General features: G+C 49.5%; 19 protein-coding genes and 1 other annotated feature. Of the genes, 15 read left to right on the forward strand and 4 right to left on the reverse strand.

The features are described 5' to 3' along the window. Window positions 1–12 precede the first annotated feature (12 nt). Genes BZG23_RS02025 through aroF form a run of 3 tightly spaced genes read right to left on the reverse strand, consistent with a single transcriptional unit; the run spans window position 13 to window position 3,238 of the window. Window positions 13–627: an aminodeoxychorismate/anthranilate synthase component II gene (locus tag BZG23_RS02025; protein WP_077605988.1), complete on the reverse strand. Its 615-nt coding sequence runs from the start codon at window positions 625–627 to the stop codon at window positions 13–15. Continuing rightward, a complete protein-coding gene (locus BZG23_RS02030; RefSeq protein ID WP_077605989.1) occupies window positions 624–2,228 on the reverse strand; it encodes an anthranilate synthase component 1 in 1,605 nt (534 codons plus the stop codon). Before BZG23_RS02030 ends, BZG23_RS02025 begins: the two co-directional genes overlap by 4 nt. Next, window positions 2,225–3,238 (reverse strand): 3-deoxy-7-phosphoheptulonate synthase, encoded by a 1,014-nt coding sequence (gene aroF, locus BZG23_RS02035; RefSeq protein ID WP_077606020.1) that lies wholly within the window; start codon window positions 3,236–3,238, stop codon window positions 2,225–2,227. The genes BZG23_RS02030 and aroF overlap by 4 nt, the downstream gene beginning before the upstream one ends. Before the next feature lie 83 nt (window positions 3,239–3,321). After that, window positions 3,322–3,416 (reverse strand) — a sequence feature (Trp leader region). Between the two features lie 416 nt (window positions 3,417–3,832). Between aroF and rnm the strand changes: the two genes are divergently transcribed. From rnm to BZG23_RS02100, 13 genes are all read left to right on the forward strand, one after another. After that, a complete protein-coding gene (gene rnm, locus BZG23_RS02040) occupies window positions 3,833–4,735 on the forward strand; it encodes an RNase RNM (protein ID WP_077605990.1) in 903 nt (300 codons plus the stop codon). 106 nt (window positions 4,736–4,841) lie between these two features. Continuing rightward, window positions 4,842–5,462 (forward strand): L-threonylcarbamoyladenylate synthase, encoded by a 621-nt coding sequence (locus tag BZG23_RS02045; protein ID WP_046073430.1) that lies wholly within the window; start codon window positions 4,842–4,844, stop codon window positions 5,460–5,462. A gap of 372 nt (window positions 5,463–5,834) precedes the next feature. Beyond that, a complete protein-coding gene (gene hcp-2, locus BZG23_RS02050) occupies window positions 5,835–6,353 on the forward strand; it encodes a type VI secretion system effector Hcp-2 (protein ID WP_077605991.1) in 519 nt (172 codons plus the stop codon). Window positions 6,354–6,437: 84 nt separating this feature from the next. After that, on the forward strand, window positions 6,438–8,498 hold the full coding sequence (locus BZG23_RS02055) for a type VI secretion system Vgr family protein (protein WP_077605992.1): 2,061 nt from the start codon (window positions 6,438–6,440) through the stop codon (window positions 8,496–8,498). Window positions 8,499–8,500: 2 nt separating this feature from the next. Continuing rightward, complete coding sequence (locus tag BZG23_RS02060) at window positions 8,501–10,003, forward strand: PAAR domain-containing protein (protein WP_077605993.1); 1,503 nt, start codon at window positions 8,501–8,503, stop codon at window positions 10,001–10,003. A 78-nt stretch (window positions 10,004–10,081) separates the two neighbouring features. Beyond that, window positions 10,082–10,945 (forward strand): ankyrin repeat domain-containing protein, encoded by an 864-nt coding sequence (locus tag BZG23_RS02065; protein ID WP_077606021.1) that lies wholly within the window; start codon window positions 10,082–10,084, stop codon window positions 10,943–10,945. Between the two features lie 14 nt (window positions 10,946–10,959). Continuing rightward, entirely contained in the window at window positions 10,960–11,883 is a 924-nt protein-coding gene (locus tag BZG23_RS02070) for an ankyrin repeat domain-containing protein (RefSeq protein ID WP_241837169.1), read from the forward strand. 14 nt (window positions 11,884–11,897) lie between these two features. After that, window positions 11,898–12,818 (forward strand): ankyrin repeat domain-containing protein, encoded by a 921-nt coding sequence (locus BZG23_RS02075; RefSeq protein ID WP_241837170.1) that lies wholly within the window; start codon window positions 11,898–11,900, stop codon window positions 12,816–12,818. A 29-nt stretch (window positions 12,819–12,847) separates the two neighbouring features. Further along, window positions 12,848–13,810, forward strand: coding sequence for a DUF4123 domain-containing protein (locus BZG23_RS02080; RefSeq protein ID WP_077605994.1), 963 nt, complete (start codon window positions 12,848–12,850; stop codon window positions 13,808–13,810). A gap of 2 nt (window positions 13,811–13,812) precedes the next feature. Further along, window positions 13,813–14,712 carry a DUF4123 domain-containing protein gene (locus BZG23_RS02085; RefSeq protein ID WP_077605995.1) on the forward strand — a complete coding sequence of 300 codons (900 nt, stop codon included), beginning with the start codon at window positions 13,813–13,815 and terminating at the stop codon, window positions 14,710–14,712. Continuing rightward, the gene (locus BZG23_RS02090; RefSeq protein ID WP_077605996.1) at window positions 14,709–18,830 is read left to right on the forward strand and encodes a DUF6531 domain-containing protein; all 4,122 of its coding nucleotides are present in this window, start codon (window positions 14,709–14,711) and stop codon (window positions 18,828–18,830) included. Before BZG23_RS02085 ends, BZG23_RS02090 begins: the two co-directional genes overlap by 4 nt. Continuing rightward, window positions 18,830–19,765 (forward strand): RHS repeat domain-containing protein, encoded by a 936-nt coding sequence (locus BZG23_RS16635; RefSeq protein ID WP_077605997.1) that lies wholly within the window; start codon window positions 18,830–18,832, stop codon window positions 19,763–19,765. Before BZG23_RS02090 ends, BZG23_RS16635 begins: the two co-directional genes overlap by 1 nt. 1 nt (window position 19,766) lies before the next feature. Continuing rightward, a complete protein-coding gene (locus BZG23_RS02100) occupies window positions 19,767–20,123 on the forward strand; it encodes a hypothetical protein (RefSeq protein WP_077605998.1) in 357 nt (118 codons plus the stop codon). Here the strand turns inward: BZG23_RS02100 and BZG23_RS02105 are convergent. Next, on the reverse strand, window positions 20,111–20,686 hold the full coding sequence (locus BZG23_RS02105; protein WP_077605999.1) for an RNA 2'-phosphotransferase: 576 nt from the start codon (window positions 20,684–20,686) through the stop codon (window positions 20,111–20,113). The two genes, BZG23_RS02100 and BZG23_RS02105, sit on opposite strands and share 13 nt — an antisense overlap. 315 nt (window positions 20,687–21,001) lie before the next feature. On the opposite strand from BZG23_RS02105, the gene BZG23_RS02110 reads away from it, so the two are divergent. Together BZG23_RS02110 and BZG23_RS02115 are read left to right on the forward strand one after the other, a co-directional pair. Continuing rightward, window positions 21,002–21,889 (forward strand): RHS repeat-associated core domain-containing protein, encoded by an 888-nt coding sequence (locus tag BZG23_RS02110; RefSeq protein ID WP_077606000.1) that lies wholly within the window; start codon window positions 21,002–21,004, stop codon window positions 21,887–21,889. Continuing rightward, entirely contained in the window at window positions 21,886–22,218 is a 333-nt protein-coding gene (locus tag BZG23_RS02115; RefSeq protein ID WP_077606001.1) for a hypothetical protein, read from the forward strand. Before BZG23_RS02110 ends, BZG23_RS02115 begins: the two co-directional genes overlap by 4 nt. Window positions 22,219–22,616 lie beyond the last annotated feature (398 nt).

Consider the following 22,616-nt stretch of genomic DNA (forward strand, 5'->3'; position numbering starts at 1 on the left):
CTGGTGTTATTGTTAGCACTGATAGTAGCCACTGGCCCAATCGATAGTGTGGGTGAGCAGGGCGGCGCCTTGTGCGGTCAAAATGGACTCTGGATGGAATTGATAACCGACCACGTAGTCGGTATTGCTCACCACCGCCATTACTTTCTGATCGTCGCTATCAAACACGGTGGCGATGACATCCAAGCTGGCAGGCACCTCAGTCGCCACCAGTGAGTGGTAACGAGCCACGGTGAGTGGGGATGCCAATGGGCCAAATACCGCATGCTGTTGGTGATGCATGGCCGATGCCTTGCCGTGCATGATGGTGCCAGCACCGGCGACTGTGCCGCCGTAGGCTTCGACGATCGCTTGCTGACCTAGGCAAATCCCCAGCATTGGCACTTGGCCGCGCAGTTTTTCAATCAATGTGGGCATACAGCCAGCATCAGCCGGCGCGCCAGGGCCGGGCGAGAGCACCAGCAGTGGTTGGGGCAGGGTTCGAATGTGGCGAGCAATCGCCTCAGCCTCTAAATGATTGCGGAACACCGTGACCGGGTAACCGAGTGCGCGAAATTGATCCACTAAGTTATAGGTAAAGGAGTCCATGTTATCGAGCAGGACGATGTCCATTGGCGGGGTACTCATGATTGGCCTCCTTGATGGGCGGTTTGAATCGCATGGATTACCGCTTGTGCTTTGCCGCGGGTTTCGTCCGCTTCGGCTTGAGGGTCAGAATCAAACACTACACCCGCGCCGGCTTGCACGGTGGCAACGCCGTTTTCAACGTAGGCAGAGCGGATCACAATACAGGTATCCATCTCACCCGAACCGGTAAAATAGCCCACGGCCCCGCCATAACTGCCGCGACGGCACTGTTCGGTGTCACGGATAAGTTGCATCGCGCGAAGCTTGGGCGCACCGGTGAGCGTGCCCATATTCATACAGGCTTGGTATGCATGCAGCGCGTCTAAATCAGGTTTCAGCTGACCCACCACCCGAGAAACTAAATGCATCACGTGGCTGTAGCGGTCGACTTTGAGCAAGTCGGCGACATGGCGGCTGCCGGGCGTGCTAATTCGCGCCACATCGTTGCGGGCCAAATCGACCAGCATCATGTGCTCGGCGTTTTCTTTTTCATCATTGCGCAGCTCAAGCTCAATGCGGCTATCCAAGTCGTGATCAATGTCGCCTTGGGCGGTTTTCCCGCGTCGGCGCGTACCCGCGATGGGATAAATCTCAACCTGATTAGTCGCTTGAGTATATTTAAGGGCGCTTTCCGGTGAAGCGCCAAACAAGCTAAATTGACTATCGCGCAGATAAAACATATACGGGCTAGGGTTGCCACGCTTCAACGCTCGATAAGCATTGAGCGGCGAGGGACAGGCGAGGGTGAAGCGGCGCGATGGCACCACTTGAAACACATCTCCGGCAATGACGTGCTTTTTCAGTGCGTCAACTTGCTGACAAAAATCTGAATCGGAGACAGAAACCGCAATGCTGTGATCGGTGACCACGGGCGCTTCTGGAAGCGGCGCAGGCGATAAGCAGGCTTCTTTGATGCTTTGTAAACGACGCGATAAATCCACATAGTGGGCGCGGGCGTTATCACCCCCAAATAAGGTGCCTTGTAAGCGCGCTTGGCGGTGCTGGTGGTCAATTACCAGTAAGCTTTCCGCGACATAAAACAGGTAGTCGGGGCAGTGCTCGGTGCCGTCCACCGCCGGTAGCGTTTCAGTGCTGGCCACCAAATCATAGGCAAAAAGGCCACCGATAAAGAGCGCATCGTCAGGTTGGTTATCCAACGCGATACTTTGTTTGATAACACGCAGGGCATCAAACACCGACGCTTGGCGCAGACGGGCGTCTTCATCCAATAGCGCACCACTGTCGTTGGGATGGCGGAACGTCAACGTCAGGGCGGGAACGTCTCCATCGTCGGCCTGCGCTACCTTACAGGCGAGGGCCTTAAGCGCTGCGCTCTGGGTGATACTCTCCAGCAAATGGCTGCCATTATGGGTGAGCGCTTGTAAGGTCACGCGCTGCCCGCGGCACTCAATGCGCACGGCGGCATCGACCAGCATCAGGCTTTTAAGGTTACGTTTGGAGTCAATCTCTGCCGACTCCAACAGCATGCTATAAGGCTTATCTTGGCACACGGCGGCATATAACTCAGTCGGGTCGGCGACATAAGGCACCGAGAGTTGGAGTGTATCGAGCTCGCCATGTTGGGGATCATGAGTGTTCACAGCTTTCTCCCTGCCGCTTGCACAAAGGGGGTGAGTTCTTGCATCAGCTGCGCGAACATATCGCCGGTTAATGCTTGGTGGCCGTCTGACAATGCTTCGCTTGGGTTTAAGTGGCTTTCCACAATGATGCCATCTGCGCCTACGGCCGCTGCGGCGCGTGATAGTGGCGTCACCAGCTCTCGCACACCCGTCCCGTGGCTTGGGTCGACCAACACAGGCAAATGGCTGCGCTGCTTCATCAAGGCCACGGCATTCAAATCCAAGGTATTACGTGTGGCGGTTTCGTAAGTGCGAATGCCGCGTTCACATAAAATCACATTGGGGTTACCTGCATCGACAATATATTCCGCCGCCAGCAAACATTCTTCGATAGTGGCGGAAAGCCCACGTTTTAACAAGACAGGTTTGCCAGTTTCGCCTACCGCTTTGAGTAAGCCATAGTTTTGCATGTTACGTGCGCCAATTTGCAGGCAATCAATGTACTCGCACACGGCGTCGACTTGGCTAATTTCCATTACTTCTGAAACGGTTGGCATGCCAGTCAGGTCACTGGCTTTTTTGAGCAGTTTTAGCCCCTCAACCCCCATGCCTTGGAAATCATAAGGGCTGGTGCGAGGTTTAAAGGCGCCGCCCCGTAACACACGTGCGCCGTGCGTTTTAACGCGCTCCGCCACGGACAATAGTTGTTGTTCGGATTCCACCGAGCAGGGGCCTGCCATAACCACGAAGTGTTGACCGCCCACGGGTACATTGCCGATATGCACCACGCTGTCATGCGGCTGTACATCACGGCTCACACGTTTGTACTTGGTTAAAATCGGTTTGACTTCCTCAACCAGCGGATTAGCCTCAAAATGGCATTGTTGCAGCACACGTTCATCACCCAGCGCGCCCAATACAATGCGTTCCACTCCCGGCATATAAAGCGGTTTTAAACCGCATTGCTCGATTTGATTGAGGAGGGCTTTGGCATCCTGCTCGGTGGCTTGGGGCTTAAGTACAATAATCATCAAATATCCTTTTAAACTATGGTTGCCGGTTACCGTGGCTGAATGCGTGGTGGCACGATAACGCGTGATGGCAAAACTGAGAGACAAAAACGCCCGCATCAGTGGCGGGCGTTGTGAATAGGATGGCTGTCTATACAGCGCGTCACACCGCCCGTGAGGAGCCGTGCCACCAAATAAGTGCAACAGAGGTCATGGATGTCGCCAATACACTCACGGCCTGTTCGGCAGTGGGTGCAGTGTGAATCGAATGTGATCTAGACGCGGCGTTGAGATACATGCTGCGAGACTCCGTTGTGACTGTTACCCTTAGCGCCATATCGCTCCCCAAGACAGAGAAACGGTGCGCGTTAACTTGTGTACTAGTAAACTGATATTTTGCTTCTGTGTCAACGGGGAAATCGAAAAGAATGCAGAAAAAGTGCGGAATAAGCACACGATAATAAAGAGCAAAGATATTCACCGTGCTCGCTAAGCGCTGATTAACTTGGCGCATTCGCATCGACTGAGCCCGCATGGCGCGTACTCAGCCTCAGGCTGATATGACACACACTGACAGTGCCAAGGCGCGAGCACATTAAGGAAACCCGATACACCATGATCATTGATTTACACAGCCATACCACTGCCTCAGACGGCCGCCTATCACCCAAAGATTTGGTGCAGCGCGCGGTCGAGCGTCGCGTGGGCGTGTTGGCGATTACCGACCACGACACCACCGCTGGGCTGGTGGAGGCGCAAGCAGAAATTGACCATCAAAACTTGCCCCTTACGCTGGTCAACGGCATTGAGGTTTCAACCTTGTGGCAGAACTTTGATATCCACATTGTAGGGTTAAATGTCGACCCCCAGCACCCGGCGTTAACCGCATTGATTGCGGAGCAAGCTGAGCGACGCCAACAACGTGCTGAGCTGATTGCTGAGCGGTTAGAGCGCTCGCACTACACAGGGGCGCTCGCAGGTGCGCGCGAACTGGCTGGCGATGCGCCGCTCACCCGTGCCCATTTTGCGCGCTGGTTGGTGGAGCAAGGTCACGCGAAAACCATGCAAGCCTGTTTTAAGCGCTTTTTAACCCGAGGGAACACCGGCTATGCACCACCGAACTGGTGCTCGATTGCAGAGGCCGTTGAAGCGATCCATGAGGCTGGGGGACAAGCGGTGCTTGCTCATCCGGGGCGATACAAACTCAAAGCCAAGTGGCTGAAACGATTACTGGCTACGTTTTCTGACGCCAATGGCGATGCTATCGAAGTCGCTCTTCCTCAGCAGTCGCAACAAGAGCGTCGTTTGCTGGCCGATTACGCGCGCGATTATGGCTTGCTGGCCTCGCTGGGATCGGATTTTCATTATCCTTCGCCGTGGACAGAGCTGGGCCGCAATTTATGGCTGCCGAAGGACAGTCAGCCGGTTTGGTGTGACTGGACGTGGTTAGAGGCGGCTGAACAAAAATGGCAATCAGTAAATCAACTAGATAGCGACAAGCCAGACGCGTTACAATAACGAAATACGTTATATTGATAGCGATAAGGATTATCCGGCGCGCAGACCATTCACGCTGGATTTGCGGTGCGCATCCCCACGGGGTCAAGCTACAGCAGGAGGAACCATGAGTCAGTTTTTTTATGTCCACCCAGAGAACCCGCAAGCGCGGCTGATCAAACAAGCGGTGGAAATTGTCCGAAACGGTGGAGTAATCATTTATCCGACCGATTCGGGCTATGCGCTTGGCTGTCAGCTTGAGAACAAACAAGCGTTAGAGCGTATTTGCCGTATTCGCGACCTCGATAAAGATCATAACTTCACCTTGTTGTGTCGCGATCTGTCTGAGTTATCACTGTACGCACGGGTCGATAACGTTGCATTTCGCTTGATCCGCAACAACACACCTGGCGCGTATACGTTTATTTTCAAAGCGACCAAAGAAGTGCCAAAACGGTTGATGAATCCAAAACGGAAAACCATTGGCATTCGCGTACCGGATAACCAAATCGCCCTGGATTTGCTCGAGGCGCTGGGTGAGCCGCTAATGTCGACCTCACTGATTTTACCGGGTAACGACTTTACCGAATCCGATCCCGAAGCAATTCGTGATCAGTTAGAGCACAGTGTGGATTTGATTATGCACGGTGGCGTATTAGGTGAGCACCCCACCACAGTGGTTGATTTCAGTGAAGGCATGCCTGAGGTTCGCCGTCACGGGAGTGGTGATCCCGCCCCGTTTGATTAATGTCTGACTGTGGGTGAACCAACGCACAGTGTCGCGCGTAATTACCCATGCAATGTTCTTGTTCTGATGTTGCGTCAACCTGTGGTTGACCTTCCATTCCCGCCCAGCCACCTTGCTGGGCGTTTTTTTGTCCACTCGATCACGTCGCGAACGACTCCCTTGGTGTTTTTTTGACCTAGCAACGTTTTGCCAACTTAAGCAAAAAGTTGCTCAGCTTGGCAACTTTTTGCTTGGCTACTTACAAAAAATTGGTCGTTTGTTTTTAAGTCTATGATTTTAAAGGGGTAAAAAGTTGGCACAGAATTGGCATATTAGTGACGCTGCATAACCACGGTGGTTTTGCGTCATGACTAAAGTTTTAAAGGAGCAACTATGCCAACGCCATGTTATATCTCGATTGAAGGTGAAACTCAGGGTTTGATTACTGCCGGTGCCTGCACCGCTGATTCAATCGGTGATGCATTCGTTGAAGGTCACGAAGATGAAATGCTGGTTCAGCAGTTTGATCACAATGTTACTGTTCCAACTGATCCACAATCTGGTCAGCCATCAGGTCAACGTGTTCACAAACCATTCAAGTTTACCGTTGCGCTTAATAAAGCTGTGCCTCTGCTGTATAACGCGCTGTCTTCGGGCGAAAAAATGTCTACCGTCGAGCTAAAGTGGTATCGCACTTCTATTGAAGGTAAACAAGAAAACTTCTTTACCACCAAGCTGGAAAACGCCTCTATCGTCGATATCCATTGTGAAATGCCACACTGCCAAGACCCTGCTAAGTCTGATTTTACTCAGAACCTAACTGTGTCTATGTCATACCGTAAAATCACGTGGGATCACGTCAACGCTGGTACCTCTGGTTCAGACGACTGGCGTAAGCCTATCGAAGCGTAATATCAAGATACGCGATATAAATCGAGTGGCCCGCTGGCACAGTGGGCTGCTTGTTTTCCCCATGTATAGAGGTAGGCATTAGTAATGGCAACGCTGAGATTTTCACTGGCTGTAGACGGTTTACCAGAAGACACTTTTGTTGTGCGTGAATATCAAGGGCACGAGTCTGTGTCTGATGGTTATAAAGACGGTCAGCCTTTGTATGGTTATCGCTACGATATTTCACTCGCCAGCCGTCAATCGGGTATTACTGCTGAGCAAACGGTTGATAAAAAGGCGCTCCTAACGGTATTTCGAAATGAAGAGCCGGTACAGTACGTACACGGTATTGTCCGCCGCTTCACGCACAAAGAGATTGGTCACCATCACACGTTTTATTCTCTTATCTTGGTGCCGTCGTTAGAGCGCTTATCATTACGTCGAAATAGCCGTATTTTCCAACACCAGACAGTGAAAGACATCATCTCAACCCTGTTAACGGAGATGGGGATCACTGATGTTGATTTTTCATTGAAACGAGACTTACCTGAGCGTGAATTCTGTGTGCAATACAGAGAGAGTGATTTAGCGTTTTTGCATCGCTTAGCGGCCGAAGAAGGGATTAACTATTACTTTACCCATCTAAAAGATAAGCACACGGTTCACTTTTACGACGACTCTTCGCTGATTGATAAATATAGCAAGCCCGTTGAACACAACAGCCGGGCAGGGGGTACTTACAGCGACCCTTATGTTCGCCACATCGATATCAGTGACCAAAGTGAGTCAAACAAAACCGTCCTCAAGGACTATAGCTTTAAAAAGCCGGATTACAGTTTTCTTCAGCCTCACGAGGCGGATGGCACCAGTTATCAGCGCACTGATTACGAGTATTTCGACGCTCCTGGCCGCTACAAAAATGATCCAAGTGGCAAAGCCTTTACTCGCATTCGTAACGAGTTTTTGCGGCGCGAGGCCTCAACCGCCCAGGGACAAAGCTATGTGCCTGCACTTCAGGCGGGTGTAAAATTTGATTTGATTGAAAGTTTGCACAAACCGGCTAACCGAGATTGGTTGGTGGTGAGTGTGTCGCATGTGGGTAAGCAGCCTCAGGCACTGGAAGAAGAGGGCGGAACCGGTGCAACCACGTACCATAACGACTTCAAAGTGATCCCTGCGACAAGACAATGGCGTGCCACGCCACAGCCCAAGCCACAAGTTGATGGACCCATGATTGGCGAAGTGGTCGGTCCGAAAGGCGAAGAGATATTTTGTGATGAGCACGGCCGTGTGAAGGTGCACTTTCCGTGGGATCGAGAGAGCAAACAAGATGAGCACAGCTCATGTTGGGTACGTGTGTCCCAAGGTTGGGCGGGCGCGCAATACGGCTTTATGGCGGTCCCTCGCATCGGCCATGAAGTGATCGTGTCTTTCCTTAACGGCGATCCAGATCAACCGATTATTACTGGGCGCACGTACCATGCGACGAACGTGCCACCGTATTTGCTCCCTAACCACAAAACGCGCACGGTACTCAAAACGCAAACCCACCAGGGTGAAGGGTCGAATGAAATCCGCTTTGAAGACCAAGCGTCCATCGAGCAAATCTACATTCATGCGCAGAAAGACCAAGATATTGTCACCGAAAACATCCATCGCGAATTTGTGGGAGTGGATAGTCACCGTCAAGTAGGGCGCAACACTTATCAATCTGTGACAGAAAACAGCCATCGCATGGTTGGCAAAAATGTCGTTGAAGAATTTGGTCAAGATCACCACCAGAAAATTGGGCGCAACCTCGTGCAGCGTATCCTGGGTAAACTGAGTCGCTTTATTTCTGGTGGCATGATCACCAAAGTTGAAGGCGGGATCGTCACACAAGCCACGGCCTCGGAAGAGAAAGAGATCGGTGCTAACCAACGGACCAAAGTCAGTAATGAAAGTTACTTAACCGCCAAAGACATTGTACTGGAAGCTGGCAATGAGTTAACGATTAAAGGCCCCGGTGGCTTTGTCAAAATTGACGGCGGCGGGATCACTATCTCTGGCACCAAAGTGAAGATCAATGAAGGCGGCTCTCCCGGTAAAGGCACGGCACCCACTATGGTTCAGCCTGATGAGACAGATAAGCCTCAGCAGCCTGATGATCCGGACCGACGGGGGTAATTATGCCAAGTGCTGGAAGACTCGGAGACAGTGCGGCAGGGCATGGTTGCTTCCCTGCCACCCCCATTATTAGCGGTAGCCCTGATGTGTCAATCAATGGCAAGCCAGCAGCGCGTAAAGGTGACCCTGTACTGCTTCATGCTTGCCCTTGCCCGAATATGCCGCATGGTATTCATGGGCGTAGCATTAGTGCAGGGTCGTCGAATGTTTCCATCAACGGAAAGCCGGCCTCACGGGTCGGCGACGCCATTGGTTGTGGCGGTCAGGTTGCTGCGGGTTCAGGCGACGTGTTTATTGGTGAGACGCCGTACCAGTCACCATCACATGATTGTGGTGAGGGGGCGGCCAAAAGCAATGCGCCTTTCTTACGGATCTTGCCTTTGGTTAACCCGGTTGAAACACTTTGGTCAAAACCGATTTATAGCCCTGGCTACTTTAAGTCCGTGGCAGAGCAGCAGCTCAAGGGCACCATCACGCAAGCGCTACCCGAGGAATTACCGCCTCTTGGTGAAGACTTATCGTCGTTGGTAAAAAGTGGCGGCTCACCCGAACAAATGCTGTATGTGTTAGAAAAAGGCACCTCCAAAGCCAAGCGGCGCAAAGCACGAGAAGCGATCACTGAGCGTGCCAGCGAGAAAGAGCCAGAGGTTGCTGAACGATTTACGCAAGATATGGACGCGGCTGAAAAAGCGATGCTCAGTGAACATATCTATACGTTAGATAAGCCTGTTGATGATCTAGATGACAGACGCAAGCAGCTTGCCGAGGATTTTGATAATGATTCAGGTTGGGCGCGGGCGAACGAAAAACAGCTTAAAAAGTTAGGCATTGATCCTCAAGATTATAAAGTCGATAAAACAAACTTTCGTGCACAAGTATATATACCGGATCCTGACGTATTTGGGCCAGAGGTGAAGCCAGTACTGGCTTTTCGAGGCACAGAAGCGACGGGAGACTGGACCAAAGGCAATATTCCTCAAGGTCTTATGGGAAGATCAAAATACTATAAGCAGGCAGTTATACTAGGGGAAAAAATCAACAAGAAAAATCGACCTATTGAAATTACAGGGCACTCCTTAGGTGGAGGATTAGCGTCTGCGGCTTCGAAAGCCGGTAATTATCCTGCTACCACCTTTAACAGTGCAGGATTGCATAAGAAGACTGTTGAGCGTTATGGGGTGCCCAAAGTACAACAAGGCAGTGATGATAATATCACGCGCTATCGAATAGAGGGTGAAGTGCTTACCCATGCGCAAGAAAAGATGCCCGTTATAAGGCGTTTACCCAGCGCGGTCGGTAATACCACCCAAACCTTTTCCAAGCCGAAATTATTAACAGCTCAGGCGGAAGGCGATGGCGCGGATCTTGGTACTAACGTAGCGATATCAGAAGATACCGACGTTACGTTAAAAGAGCGAATCAATTTACATGGTATGGATATGATGCGCGAAGCTATCGAAGATCGTAAAGTCGATGATTTACACACGCTAGCCAAGCAGGTCTAAAGCGCGATGAAATACATTTTTTTAGTTATCTTGGCAGGCATTGTGCTGTCAGTTACCGCAAAAGTAGGAGTGTTAAATATGTTCCGCAGTAAACCCTATCCAGAGGTCTTTTTTGAGGGGGAATTATTAGCCGTTGCCCAAGCAATTAAAGCTCATGATATCGATAAAGCGAAAGCATTAGCGGAAAAACTGCCGGATATTGATGCTCACGGTAATGATCATTTTACCCTGTTAGCGTTTGCGGTGGCTGATACCAATATTCCTGCTATCAAGATGCTGATGGCGCTGGGAGCTGATCCTGCCGCCAAAATTGATAACGCCGTGATAGCCGATACGGATGTTTCAGAAACGGTGGCGCATTTGGCAATGAGGCTTAAAACCACAGAGCCACTAAGAACGATGTTGGAAGCTGGCATGGATACCGAAATAAAGAGAGGCAGTGGTACGCTGATTTTTGATGTACCGGACCTAGAAGATAATGACGCACTGAAATTATTGGTTGAGTTTGGCGCCGATGTGAATGCCAGAAATAGTCTCGGGGAAACGGTTCTATTCAAGTTCATTAGCGTGATGTTTGATGAAGCGCTCTATCTCTTGGAGAACGGCGCGGATCCCTTTGTGATGGAATGCTCGGGAATGACAGCTGCGTATTCAGTTCAAGTGTCATTAAATCGTATGGATAAATCCAGCGAGGCGTATCAAAAAATGCTGAGCATTCAGCAAAAGATGATTGCGCTCGGTGTACAGTTTCCCGCTTTAACACCGTATGGAGAGCGCTATCGACTCGATATTGTGTGGTGTGACGACCCTGAAGGTTATTTAACACGTAGCGAGTGTAAGCTTGTGGGTGAAAATGAATTTCTAGCACCGCAATCAGACGCATCTAAACGGCAGGATGAAAAGATACTGCGAGAGCGTTATGGCATTGACGCCAAATTATAAGCGAGGCCTATAAGGTGTTAAAGGTAACAGCCATCGGAATAGGGATTGTGCTTTTGCTCTGGGTAGCAAAAGCCGGTGCTTTTAATCTATTCCGCAGTAAACCCTATCCAGAGGTCTTTTTTGAGGGGGAATTATTGGCCGTTGCCGAGGCGATGAAAGCCCATGATATCGATAGAGCGAAAGCATTAGCGGAAAAACTGCCAGATATTGATGCTCACGGTAATGACCATTTTACTCTTTTAGCCTTTGCCGTCGCTGATACCAATATTCCAGCCATCAAAATGTTGATGGCGCTAGGAGCCGACCCTGCCACCAAATTCGGTAAAGGCGAGGAGGCACAGTCTGTTGCTTACTTTGCCATGTGGCGCAAAACGACAGATGCACTTAAAGCGATGTTGGAAGCGGGAATGGATCCGAATTTGACCGATGAATATGGTGAGACGCTGATTTTTGATGTGCCAGACCTAGAAGATAATGACGCGCTGACATTATTGGTTGAGTTTGGCGCGAATGTAAATGCCAGAAACGGTTTAGGACAAACACCGCTATTAGATTTCATCAGAGTAAACATGGATGAAGTGCTTTATCTCTTGGATAACGGTGCCGATCCTTTTGTGATAGACAATGGTGGACTGAGTGCAGCCTATTCGGTTCAACAGTCACTAGATAGCATGGATAAATCCACCGACGCGTATCAAAAAATTCTGAACATTCAGCAGAAGATGATTGCGCTCGGTGTAAAGTTTCCCGCTTTAACACCGTATGGAGAGCGCTATCGACTCGATATTGTGTGGTGTGACGACCCTGAAGGTTATTTAACACGTAGCGAGTGTAAGCTTGTGGGTGAAAATGAATTGGTTGCACCGCAATCAGACGCATCTAAACGGCAGGATGAAAAGATACTGCGAGAGCGTTATGGCATTGATGCCAATTTATAAGCGAGGCCTATAAGGTGTTAAAGGTAACAGCCATCGGAATAGGGATTGTGCTTTTGCTCTGGGTAGCAAAAGCCGGCGCTTTTAATCTATTCCGCAGTAAACCCTATCCAGAGGTCTTTTTTGAGGGGGAATTGTTGGCCGTAGCCGAGGCGATGAAAGCCCATGATATCGATAAAGCAAAAGCATTAGCGGAAAAACTGCCAGATATTGATGCGCCAGGCAACGAGCATTTCACTTTATTAGCCTTTGCCGTCGCTGATACCAATCTCCCAGCCATCAAAATGTTGATGGCGCTAGGGGCTGATCCTGCTCATCAAATAGGTAATCAAAGAGATAAAGGGACAATTGGTTCCTTTTCAATGTGGAATCGTAGTACGGATGCTTTAAGAGCTTTACTCGAGTCAGGAATGGATCCCGATCAGAGAGAAGATGATAGAACTTTGATATATAAAGTTCCTGAACTAAGAGACAATGACTCACTCAGGCTCCTTATAGAGTTTGGAGCAGATGTGAATGTAATGGACCGCCTCGGTCAAACACCTATGTTCAATTTTGTATTAACTAGTTTTGATGAAGCTATTTACCTTTTAGATAATGGTGCCGACCCATTTGTAATGGATAAGTCTGGTGTGACATTGGCTTATTCTGTACAAAATCGCCTAAATAATACGAATAGTGGGTCGGAAGCCTACCAAAAACTGCTAACTATTCAAAAAAAAATGAAAGAGCTTGGTGTAAAGTTTCCTGCACTTAGTCCTTATGGAGAGCGTTTCCGTAATGACATCGTATATTGTAAAGAGCTTAAGGGTTATCGACCTCGTATCGAATGCAAGGTTGAGGGGGTAAATCGCTTTTTAAAGCCTCAAACCGAGACATCCAAACGGCAGGATGAAAAGATACTGCGAGAGCGTTATGGCATTGACGCCAAATTATAAATATTAACAGAGTCAGTTAGGCATTTTATATGGTAGATACTACGCATAAAACCCCCTTTGAAGTATTGTCACAATCAAAAGATAAACTGTTTTATTTTATTTTTGATGCTGTGCAAAACCCCGAAGCCAGAACATTCTGGGAAGCGATGGCGTCTGGAAACGATGTGGCGTGGGAGTATCTTTATCAGGGTACAGAGTATGCACACCTTATGGATGCCTCACCACTCATCATTGAGATCAAAGAAGGTAAGCCCGGAGAAACACTACTTTATTGGATCCATGATTATACCCAACGCTTCCCAAATACCGGTCTTGTTGGCGTTTACAATGGCTCGATGGCTTCGCTTCATTCTCACTGGCAACAATGGGTGAGTATTATCGATAAGTCAGGCACATCCCGAATGCTGCGCTTCTACGACACCAGTGTGTTGCTAGAACTTTTTGACGTTCTCACCGATGGTCAGAGAGGCGCATTTATAGGGGCGCATGAGGCACTCTATATGCCGGATGTGATTGATGACAAGCCGATGCTTTTACCATGTTGGGATGAGGAAACGGGTTCGCCTTGGGCGCCACAAGACGCTTTGTCGTCGCCCATCGTCTTAACGCCTGAACAGCACGATATCTTCTTCTGGCCAGAAAGAGTTGAAGAGCTAATTGCGTCTGTTTACTCTGACTTAGCCCCTAATTACGCATGGTTACTGAAAAGGCAAAACGTTAGAAACTGCTTTATCGAAGGCCTGCATATTGCCAGTGAAAAATATCCCAATGCGACACGAAACGAGTGGGAAACATTCGCAAACACGCGTTTTTACCTCGGTGATAAGTTCTATCAGCATCCGGAATTTGAGCGTCTACTAACGATTTTCCCGATAAAAAAAGCCATTACTGTGTTTTATAACAAGCACAAAGGCGATGAGTTGCTCAAAACAAAATATACCACCCGCGGATGGTTAGGCATTGAAGGCCGCGCCACACTGATCACAGAGTAAATATGATGTCTAATCAAGCGTCCGAGAATGCACTAATCAATCGGTTATCAGCACCGTTTTGCGCGGTGGTTGATGCCGCTGTGTGTCCGCAAGTCTTCCAAGTGATCGATGACGATGCACTCGCGACCCATCGGTTGTATTGGGGCGAAATGGGCGAGATCCACCATTCGCTATCGCCTTACTTGCTGGTTAATCCCAGCATCGATTGGCTAGTGACGCTGAGTAACGAACAGCCGAACTGGGGCATCGCCTTTGTGTTTGATGATCCGCTTATCAACCAAGATGGAGAGAGCCTCTTCATTCGTGCGAAGCGTTTTTGGCAAACGTGGATACAGGTTAAAGATACCTATCAACAAACCGTATTGCTGCGATTGTTCGATAGGCAGGTGTTTCAAGCGTTATGGCAGGCCTCATCAGACACAGAAAAGCAAGCATTAAGCGGGCCATTTAAATATGCGCTGTTCGGTACACTTAATGATACCGAGGGAGAAACCCTCCCTTTGCGTCCGGAAGCGGCAGATAAGGCCACCTGTCCGCCATTGCCGCGTGCGCTGAGCGAGGCGCAATATGCCGCTCTCTTGAATCTATCACTGCCAAAACAGTATCAAGCCTACAAAACCCATCTACAGACCCACCATGAGCGCACACAAGCATGGTCAGAGACGCAATGGACGCAATTCATTGAAACCGGTGTGAGCGAAGCAAGCGCCAACGGGTTTCAGCAACAGCAAGATATTGTTCGTTTTCTTAGCTTAAAAATCGAGCTAGGCGATACCTTCTATCAAGAGGCGTGGGCACAGAAGATCATTACCCGACCCATTATCGATGGGCAAAAAACGCCCATGGATCGTCTATTTGAGCAAGCTTTAATTTTACTAGATAAGGAATCTTCGTCGTCATGAGCAGTAATGCAAAGGCCGCTTTGCTCTCGAGTTCACAGGCCGCCCAACAAAACTTTTCAACAGACAACGTATTAGAAGGCGGCTGCGTCGAGTGTGCCTGTGAAACGTTTATTCGTTACCATTACGACGATGATAAGCCCGTGCCCAATGCCCCCTTTGTGTTGACTGATAGCAAAAAAACGCAAATTGAAGGGAAAACCGACGATCAGGGGCTGTGCAAGATCCAGAACATGGGGTGTGGGGGCTATGAGATTTTGCTACAAGAGGGCGACGATGAATTCGAGCCAAAAGAAGTGCTGGAGAACAACCCCGTCCTGCAAGACTCGCCGGAATACGCGGCACTGGCTGGCGAATATTTTGCCCTCTATACCCTTTTAAACCGCAAAGGCTATCTGTTTTACGATGCAGACGACAGCTCGGCGGATAGCATTGACGTTGATCGAAGCTGGACAAAGTGGATCCCCGATGACTATGAACCCGCTTATGAGCGGTTTTGGGTTCTTCACCGTGAAATAAACCAAGGGACGCGCAAGCAAAAAGAAGCGGTTCAAAAAATGTATAGCAGCCTAGCCGGTGAGACGGCAGGTATGGCGCAAGATAATCCAGCCTTGTTGTTATTTGTTGAAATCGCGTTAGGTTGCGTCCCTGTGGTCGGGCAGGCTATTGATTTATATGATTTGGGCGATTGGAGCTGGCGGACTTATGAGCAAGAATCATTAGATAACTGGCATTGGGCCGAGGGAACCTTGATAGCCATCGGTTTCGTGCCTGGGTTAGGGGATGCGGCGAAAAAAACCGGTTGTGCCATTTTAGATGCCCTCAAAAAAGCCGATTCTCGGGCAATTCAACTGGCGATGAAAATCATCCGAAGCTTGTCGAATGGCAACCTCGTCAAGTATTTGGCCGATTTTGATAAAACGCTTAAAAGTTGCGCCAAGGAAGCGAAAGAGTTAATCAACAAAACCATTTTTGGCTTAGAAAAAGTGGTGATGCAAAGCGATAGCTGGATTCTGCGTCTTGCGTCCGGTGCCATCCTTGGAATGATTGATGGCTTGAAATCCTTGCTTCAAAAAATCGATGACATGCTCGATTGGATCAAAGGGAAATTTGATGAGTTCAAGGGCAAAATTATTACGGTTAAGCCTGGCACCGCGCACCCTAAAAAGACCCTTGAGGCGCCAGAAAACACCAACGCAGGCAAGGCAGACCCTCATCAAAAAAATCAAGACAAGGCTAATCGTCACACCAATGAAACCGACGGGGACGGGGCCTGTCAGCCTTCCAATAAATGTACGGAAAAAGGCGAACCTGTTGATATGCAAACGGGTAAAGCCTTTGAGCTACGGGAAGACTTTACCGTTGCGGCTCACTTGCCTGTGTCACACGAGCGCTACTATCACTCACGCGGAGAGCGTCACACTGGCCTGATGGGTCGCCTATGGCGAAGCAGTTGGGATATCAGTCTGACCATTGAAGGCGACACGGCGTTATGGATAGACAAAGACTATACCCAAGCACGTTTCCCGCTTCCGTTTACCGCTACGCCAACCCAATCGGCGATGAAGCCTGATTGGCGCTTACACCGAGACTCATCTGGGCACTTGGTACTCAAGCACAAAACCGGGCTGAGTTATCACTTTGGCTTTGCCGCGGGCAGCGTACTCAAAGTTACCAAAATCCAAGATAGCTACGGTAACAGCACCCAGTTTGTTTATCAGCACGCCACATTAAAGTGGGTGGTATTAACGGATCAGCGCTTAATCAAGGTTGCCACTGAGCGTAATCGCATTACCGCCTTAACCTTGTGTGAGCGCGATAAAACAGTGATCCGTGAATTGGCGCAGTATCATTATGACGACCAGGGCTTTTTGCTCTCGGTGCGCGCGGAAGCGGGGCGGAATTTTGACTACCAATACAATCAAGCCGGTCACCTTATTCGTTGGCAAGATAAGGCCAAGACTTGGGTTGAACATGATTACGACGAGCAAGGCCGAGCCCTTGCGACACGTTGTGCGGGTGACTACTGGAACGACCACATCCGTTACGACGACGAGCAGCGGATCCATTACTACAAAAATGCGTTTGGTGGCATTACCGCTTACCACTTAGACGAACGCAACCGCGTGGTGAAAACCGTGGCGCCAGATGGTAGCACCATCACTCAAACGTGGGATAACGACAACCTAATTAGCCAAACCAATGCATTGGGTGAGACAACCTTCTATGCCTATGATGATTGGGGGAATGTAACCGACGTGATGCTGCCGGATGGGGCGGTGCATGCTTATCAGTACAGCGAGGAAGGCCATCTACTCGGTTATACCGACCCTGAAGGTGCGACATGGACGTATCAATACAACCCACAAGGGGATGTGATTGCCGCAACCGACCCAGAAGGGCGAGAAACCACGCTGACTTATACCCCAGAAGGGCACCGAGAAAGCCTGACGGAGCCCGATGGCACCACCACGCGCTATACCTACAATGAACTCGGGTTATTGGCCCGCGTAGCGCCTCAAGTGGGCATGGGTATGCGGTTTGAATACGATCGCCAAGGGCGGTTATGCCGACGCATCAGTGACAATAACTTGGTCCGGACGTGGCACTACCAAAACGATAGCCTCAGCCCAAGCAGCGTTTGTTACGAAGATGGCACCGCCGCTTACTTTGAATACGACATTGAAGGCAATCTGGTCAAAGTCACCGATGCACTGGGGCATAGCCAGTCGTTCGATTACGACGCGTTTGACTTATTGTCACAGGCGATTGACCCTCTCGGGGCGGTGACTCGCTACCACTACAATGCCGAAGCAGAGTTTGCTGGGGTCACCAACAGTCAAGGCCATGACTGGCGCTACACCTTTGATAAACAAGGACGTGTAGTTAGCCAGCAGCACTATGATAAGCGTGTTGAGCACTACGAGTACGACGCAGCAGGGCGGCTGAGTCGTCACACCAAACCTGATGGCTATCAACACCAATACGACTACGACCAAGGGGGGCGGGTTAGCCACATCCACACCTTCGATGCGTCGGGCGCACCGGCCGGGCAAACCTGGTATGAATACGACGCGGCCTCGCGCCTGACCTACGCCGAAAATGGTGACGCGTGGGTAGGGCTACGCTATAGCCCGTCAGGGTTATTGGTGGAAGAAACGCTTAATGGCACCACACTGGCCTATCAGTACGATGAAGCGGGACGCCGTATAGAGGCCAAAGGCACAGAAACCGCGCGCCAGTATGACTGGCACCATCATCAGCTGACACAGGTTCAAATCGGTGCTCACCAGCCGCTTGATTTTGCTTATACCCCACAAGGGCAAGAGCAACAGCGAGGTAACCAACAAGGTTTTCGTTTAACCCATCAATGGAGCGAGCGAGGCCTACTGACACAACAAGGGCTGGGCCAACACCAAGACCCGTTGCGGCGTTACCACTACGACGCCCTTGACCGCTTAATCGGAATCGATGATAACCACCGTGGCAGTCATCGGTTTATGCTTAACCCTAATGGCCAAGTGGTTGGGGCACGACAACAAAAAGCGTCACAACCTAACGGACGATTTGTGCACCTGTTTGGTTACGACAGCGAACTGAACCTCAATGAGACGGGATTTGCGACCGAATACAGCCAACAGCAACACGTCGTGTCGCTGGCCGATGCACGGGTGCAACGCCAAAAACGCCGCCATGACCGCGCAGGGCGTGTATTAGAAACGGGCCGTTTTCGTTATCGCTATGATGCTTGCGGCCGGGTGATTGAAAAGACCGAGAACAAAGCAGGTTACCGGCCACAGGTAACGCGGTTTAGCTGGAACGCGGATGACCGCTTAACCCACATTGAACTGCCCAACGGCACGCGGTATCGCTACCGCTACGACCCCTTTGGGCGACGTATCGCCAAAGAATGTGCGCACAGCGACACACAGACTCACTACCTGTGGGACGGCGCGCACATCGTGCAGCAGCAACAGGCCACGGCTGATGGGCAAGTTCTACAGCAAACCGAATACCTTTACGAGCCCGGCAGCTCCCGCCCGATGGCGCAAGTGACCCACCATGAGCAAGGCAGCGAACTGAATTACATCGTGACCGACCACGCGGGAGGCCACGGCTGATGGGCGACACACAGACTCACTACCTGTGGGACGGCGCGCACATCGTGCAGCAGCAACAGGCCACGGCTGATGGGCAAGTTCTACAGCAAACCGAATACCTTTACGAGCCCGGCAGCTCCCGCCCGATGGCGCAAGTGACCCACCATGAGCAAGGCAGCGAACTGCATTACATCGTGACCGACCACGCGGGCACACCGCAAGAGCTGTGTAATGAACAAGGTGATATTGTCTGGCGGGGCGAGCAAGCGCTATGGGGCCATTATCACGGGCAGTCACAACGCCACTGGCAACGACGCGAAGAAGCGGCCAACGACAGTATACAGTGTGACCTTCGCTACCAAGGGCAACTCGAAGACGCAGAATCGGGCCTTTACTATAACGTAAACCGTTATTACGATGCAGACAGTGGCCAGTATCTTAGCCCCGACCCGATAGGGTTTGCGGGCGGGTTAAGGCCGCAGGCGTATGTTGCCAACCCACTGGAGTGGGTGGATCCGCTGGGGCTGGCGGGGTGTGGATCAAAGGATACTGGTGAAACGACTAAATTATCTAAATCTCAAGGTATCAACGAATTAGATCCTAATTCTGTTCGATTTAGTCAAAACTCAGTAAATGGTGCCGGAGGGCTGACCGAGAGCATGAATACTAATGGATGGAAAGGTGATCCTATCGACGTGGTAAAAATGGATGATGGCGGCTTGACTACTATAGATAATACACGAGTATTAGCGGCATCTCGTGCCAAGGTTAATGTTCAGGCAAAAATTCATGGCTTCAATGAACCTCTTCCTGAAGATATGATTGAAAGGTTTACTACGAAGAAAGGTGTTCCATCAACATGGGGAGAAGCAATAAAATTAAGAATTGGTAAACAAAGTGCAGGATTTAGAAATAAATACCCTAATGGCTCACCTTTTATAGGCTCGATGGATTAACATGGTAGAAAAATTGTTAACAGAAAGAGAAACTCCCGAGTGGTTTAGTTATTCTCAGGATTTTTTGAGGATTGTAGAGCAGGGTTTGTTAGATTTTGACCCGTGGATAATATTGCAGAACGAACAACTACGTACTCGTTTTTTTGGTCTCAAAGAGCGTTATCCTGAGCGGCAACTGATTCCATTTGCTCGGAGAGAGGATAATGATGATGTCGCATGTTGGGACAGAGATAAGCCAGGAATAATAATCATAATTCATGATTTCTCTAGTCCTGGCTACGAAAATAAGGAAGAGTATAAGAGCTTTTGGGATTGGTTAAGAGCAGCTCTGGAAGCTACAATTGCTTATGATGCATGAGAGCTGAATATTGAGATGAATTTTTCTGGCACTGAATTTGTAAGCCATACGTTATTTTTTGCCTGATAAAACTCAAAGCCTTGCTTAGACATAAGTTGGGCTTTTACTCTTAATACTATTGGTTTTCCATATCGTTGACCTACTGCTATCGCTGCATCTACATCTGTAGATAGGTGAACGTGCTGTCTTTGTTGGGGTTTTAAACCATGCTTTGTTATGGATGTTAAAAATCGACTAGCAGTTCCATGATATAAAACTTCAGGAGGGCTTGTTGGTTGAAGTTGTAAGTCAACGTGGAGTGAGTGCCCCTGGTTAGCACGAATATATTTTTCATCTGTAGATACACTGAAGCGTTTTTTATCATTTTTTCGAACAACCTCTTTGATTAAAGATGAATGTAATGTTCTAAATTCATTATGCCTAATTTTATTCGTCTTAGTTATAATTTCTTCAATATTAGCCCAGCCGTTAGAATCTAATTTAATACCGATGGCTTCAGGATTATGACGCAAAATGAGACTTAAGAATTTACTTATTCGATTTAGTTGCTTAGTTGATGTCATTTACTTTACCGAGTTTCCTGATATTATTCACAATCCTATGCTACAATTTTATGACAGTCTATAACAGGATTGAACCGGCCTAAAAACGGCGTTGTTGATCAAATCAGTCAAGAGGGTGTTCAATCTTCTGTGTTACCCGTTACTCATAGAACCCTTACTCCGCCCTTCGAAGTTACTGGTTATCGACAGCGTCACGTTCCAGTTTGCATTGGATGTGTCCACTTTTATGATGCCTCCAACATACTAGCGTGCAGCGCCAAAAGCTTCGCCATGACCCCGCAGGTCATGTACTAGAAACCCTGAACCCATATTGAAATGCCCAACGGCACGCGGTATCGCTACCGCTACGACCCGTTTGGGCGACGTATCGCCAAAGAATGTGCGCACAGCGACACACAGACTCACTACCTGTGGGACGGCGCGCACATTGTGCAGCAACAACAGGCCACCGCTGATGGGCAAGTCCTACAGCAAACCGAATACCTCTATGAACCCGGCAGCTTCCGCCCGATGGCGCAAGTGACCCACCATGAGCAAGGCAGCGAGCTGCATTACATCGTGACCGACCACGCGGGCACACCGCAAGAGCTGTGTAATGAGCAAGGTGATATTGTCTGGCGGGGAGAGCAAGCGCTATGGGGCCATTACCACGGGCAATCACAACGCCACTGGCAACGACGCGAAGAAGCGGCCAACGACAGCATACAGTGTGACCTTCGCTACCAAGGACAACTCGAAGACCCAGAATCGAGCCTTTACTATAACGTAAACCGTTATTACGATGCAGACAGTGGCCAGTATCTTAGCCCAGACCCAATAGGGTTTGCAGGCGGATTAAGGCCACAAGCGTATGTTGCCAACCCACTGGAGTGGGTGGATCCGTTGGGGTTGGCGGGTGCTGCTCATGGAGAGAAAGATAAAAGATCATTTGAACCGAATCCTAAGCATGGAAAAACTAAGCGAGGTAATGCGAACCCTGAACCCACTAACCCACAACAAGCTTTGGATGATTCAATAGAGCTTCCTGGAAATACTACACGCAGGATATCTGTTGATAAGCAGACTGGAGAGTTTTCAGTATTTGATGAACACATGCCAGGGAAGTTCCATGGTCACACAAGGACATGGAAAGAATTAGATCAGACAATGCAAGCTACTTTGCGTAAATCCGGACTCGTTAACAAAAAAGGTAAAATAAAATGAGAGAGTACCAAAGTGTCATACCTGTTACAAAAGAGAGCGCTGAATCTGCATTAAGTTCAGCAACGGGCGAAGAGCTTTGCCTCTTACTTCTTGCTTTATGTGAACTAGATGATTGGGAATGGGCTCAAGATGTATACCTTAGATACATATATGATGAGGATATATGGGTTGCATCTGCTGCAATTACAGGATTAGGACACCTTGCTAGGGTTTCGGGCCAGCTAGATAAAAAAACCGTACTTAAAAACCTAAGTGATTTGGCCAAGTTAAAACCGAAGTTAGAAGGTAAAGTATACGATACCATCAATGACATTCAAATGTTCGTTTAAGCGAGGGCTTGTTCACGTCTACGAGGTTTTTGTTCAGAACTCGGTCTTATTCGGAGGTAGTATTCATAATACTGTATCCCCCATTTCTCACAGAACCACAGACCCCACTCCGCCCTTCAACGTTGCTAATTAGCTGCGATAGCGTCACGTTCCAGTATTATATTGGAGGCATCCACTTTTATGATGCCTTCCACATACTCGAGTGCAGCGCCAAAAACGCCGCCATGATCGCGCAGGGCGTGTACTAGACACCCTTAACTCACATTGAAATGCCCAACGGCACGCGGTATCGCTACCGCTACGACCCCTTTGGGCGACGTATCGCCAAAGAATGTGCGCACAGCGACACACAGACTCACTACCTGTGGGACGGCGCGCACATCGTGCAGCAGCAACAG

It is taken from the genome of Salinivibrio sp. ML290, assembly GCF_001995695.1.
Taxonomy (GTDB): domain Bacteria; phylum Pseudomonadota; class Gammaproteobacteria; order Enterobacterales; family Vibrionaceae; genus Salinivibrio; species Salinivibrio siamensis.

Coding starts and splice junctions, on each gene's coding strand:
- BZG23_RS02025 (WP_077605988.1), bottom strand. CDS start 627: ATGAGTACCCCGCCAATGGACATCGTCCTGCTCGATAACATGGACTCC.
- aroF (WP_077606020.1), bottom strand. CDS start 3,238: ATGATTATTGTACTTAAGCCCCAAGCCACCGAGCAGGATGCCAAAGCC.
- rnm (WP_077605990.1), top strand. CDS start 3,833: ATGATCATTGATTTACACAGCCATACCACTGCCTCAGACGGCCGCCTA.
- BZG23_RS02045 (WP_046073430.1), top strand. CDS start 4,842: ATGAGTCAGTTTTTTTATGTCCACCCAGAGAACCCGCAAGCGCGGCTG.
- hcp-2 (WP_077605991.1), top strand. CDS start 5,835: ATGCCAACGCCATGTTATATCTCGATTGAAGGTGAAACTCAGGGTTTG.
- BZG23_RS02055 (WP_077605992.1), top strand. CDS start 6,438: ATGGCAACGCTGAGATTTTCACTGGCTGTAGACGGTTTACCAGAAGAC.
- BZG23_RS02060 (WP_077605993.1), top strand. CDS start 8,501: ATGCCAAGTGCTGGAAGACTCGGAGACAGTGCGGCAGGGCATGGTTGC.
- BZG23_RS02065 (WP_077606021.1), top strand. CDS start 10,082: ATGTTCCGCAGTAAACCCTATCCAGAGGTCTTTTTTGAGGGGGAATTA.
- BZG23_RS02080 (WP_077605994.1), top strand. CDS start 12,848: ATGGTAGATACTACGCATAAAACCCCCTTTGAAGTATTGTCACAATCA.
- BZG23_RS02085 (WP_077605995.1), top strand. CDS start 13,813: ATGATGTCTAATCAAGCGTCCGAGAATGCACTAATCAATCGGTTATCA.
- BZG23_RS02090 (WP_077605996.1), top strand. CDS start 14,709: ATGAGCAGTAATGCAAAGGCCGCTTTGCTCTCGAGTTCACAGGCCGCC.
- BZG23_RS16635 (WP_077605997.1), top strand. CDS start 18,830: ATGGGCGACACACAGACTCACTACCTGTGGGACGGCGCGCACATCGTG.
- BZG23_RS02100 (WP_077605998.1), top strand. CDS start 19,767: ATGGTAGAAAAATTGTTAACAGAAAGAGAAACTCCCGAGTGGTTTAGT.
- BZG23_RS02105 (WP_077605999.1), bottom strand. CDS start 20,686: ATGACATCAACTAAGCAACTAAATCGAATAAGTAAATTCTTAAGTCTC.
- BZG23_RS02110 (WP_077606000.1), top strand. CDS start 21,002: ATGCCCAACGGCACGCGGTATCGCTACCGCTACGACCCGTTTGGGCGA.
- BZG23_RS02115 (WP_077606001.1), top strand. CDS start 21,886: ATGAGAGAGTACCAAAGTGTCATACCTGTTACAAAAGAGAGCGCTGAA.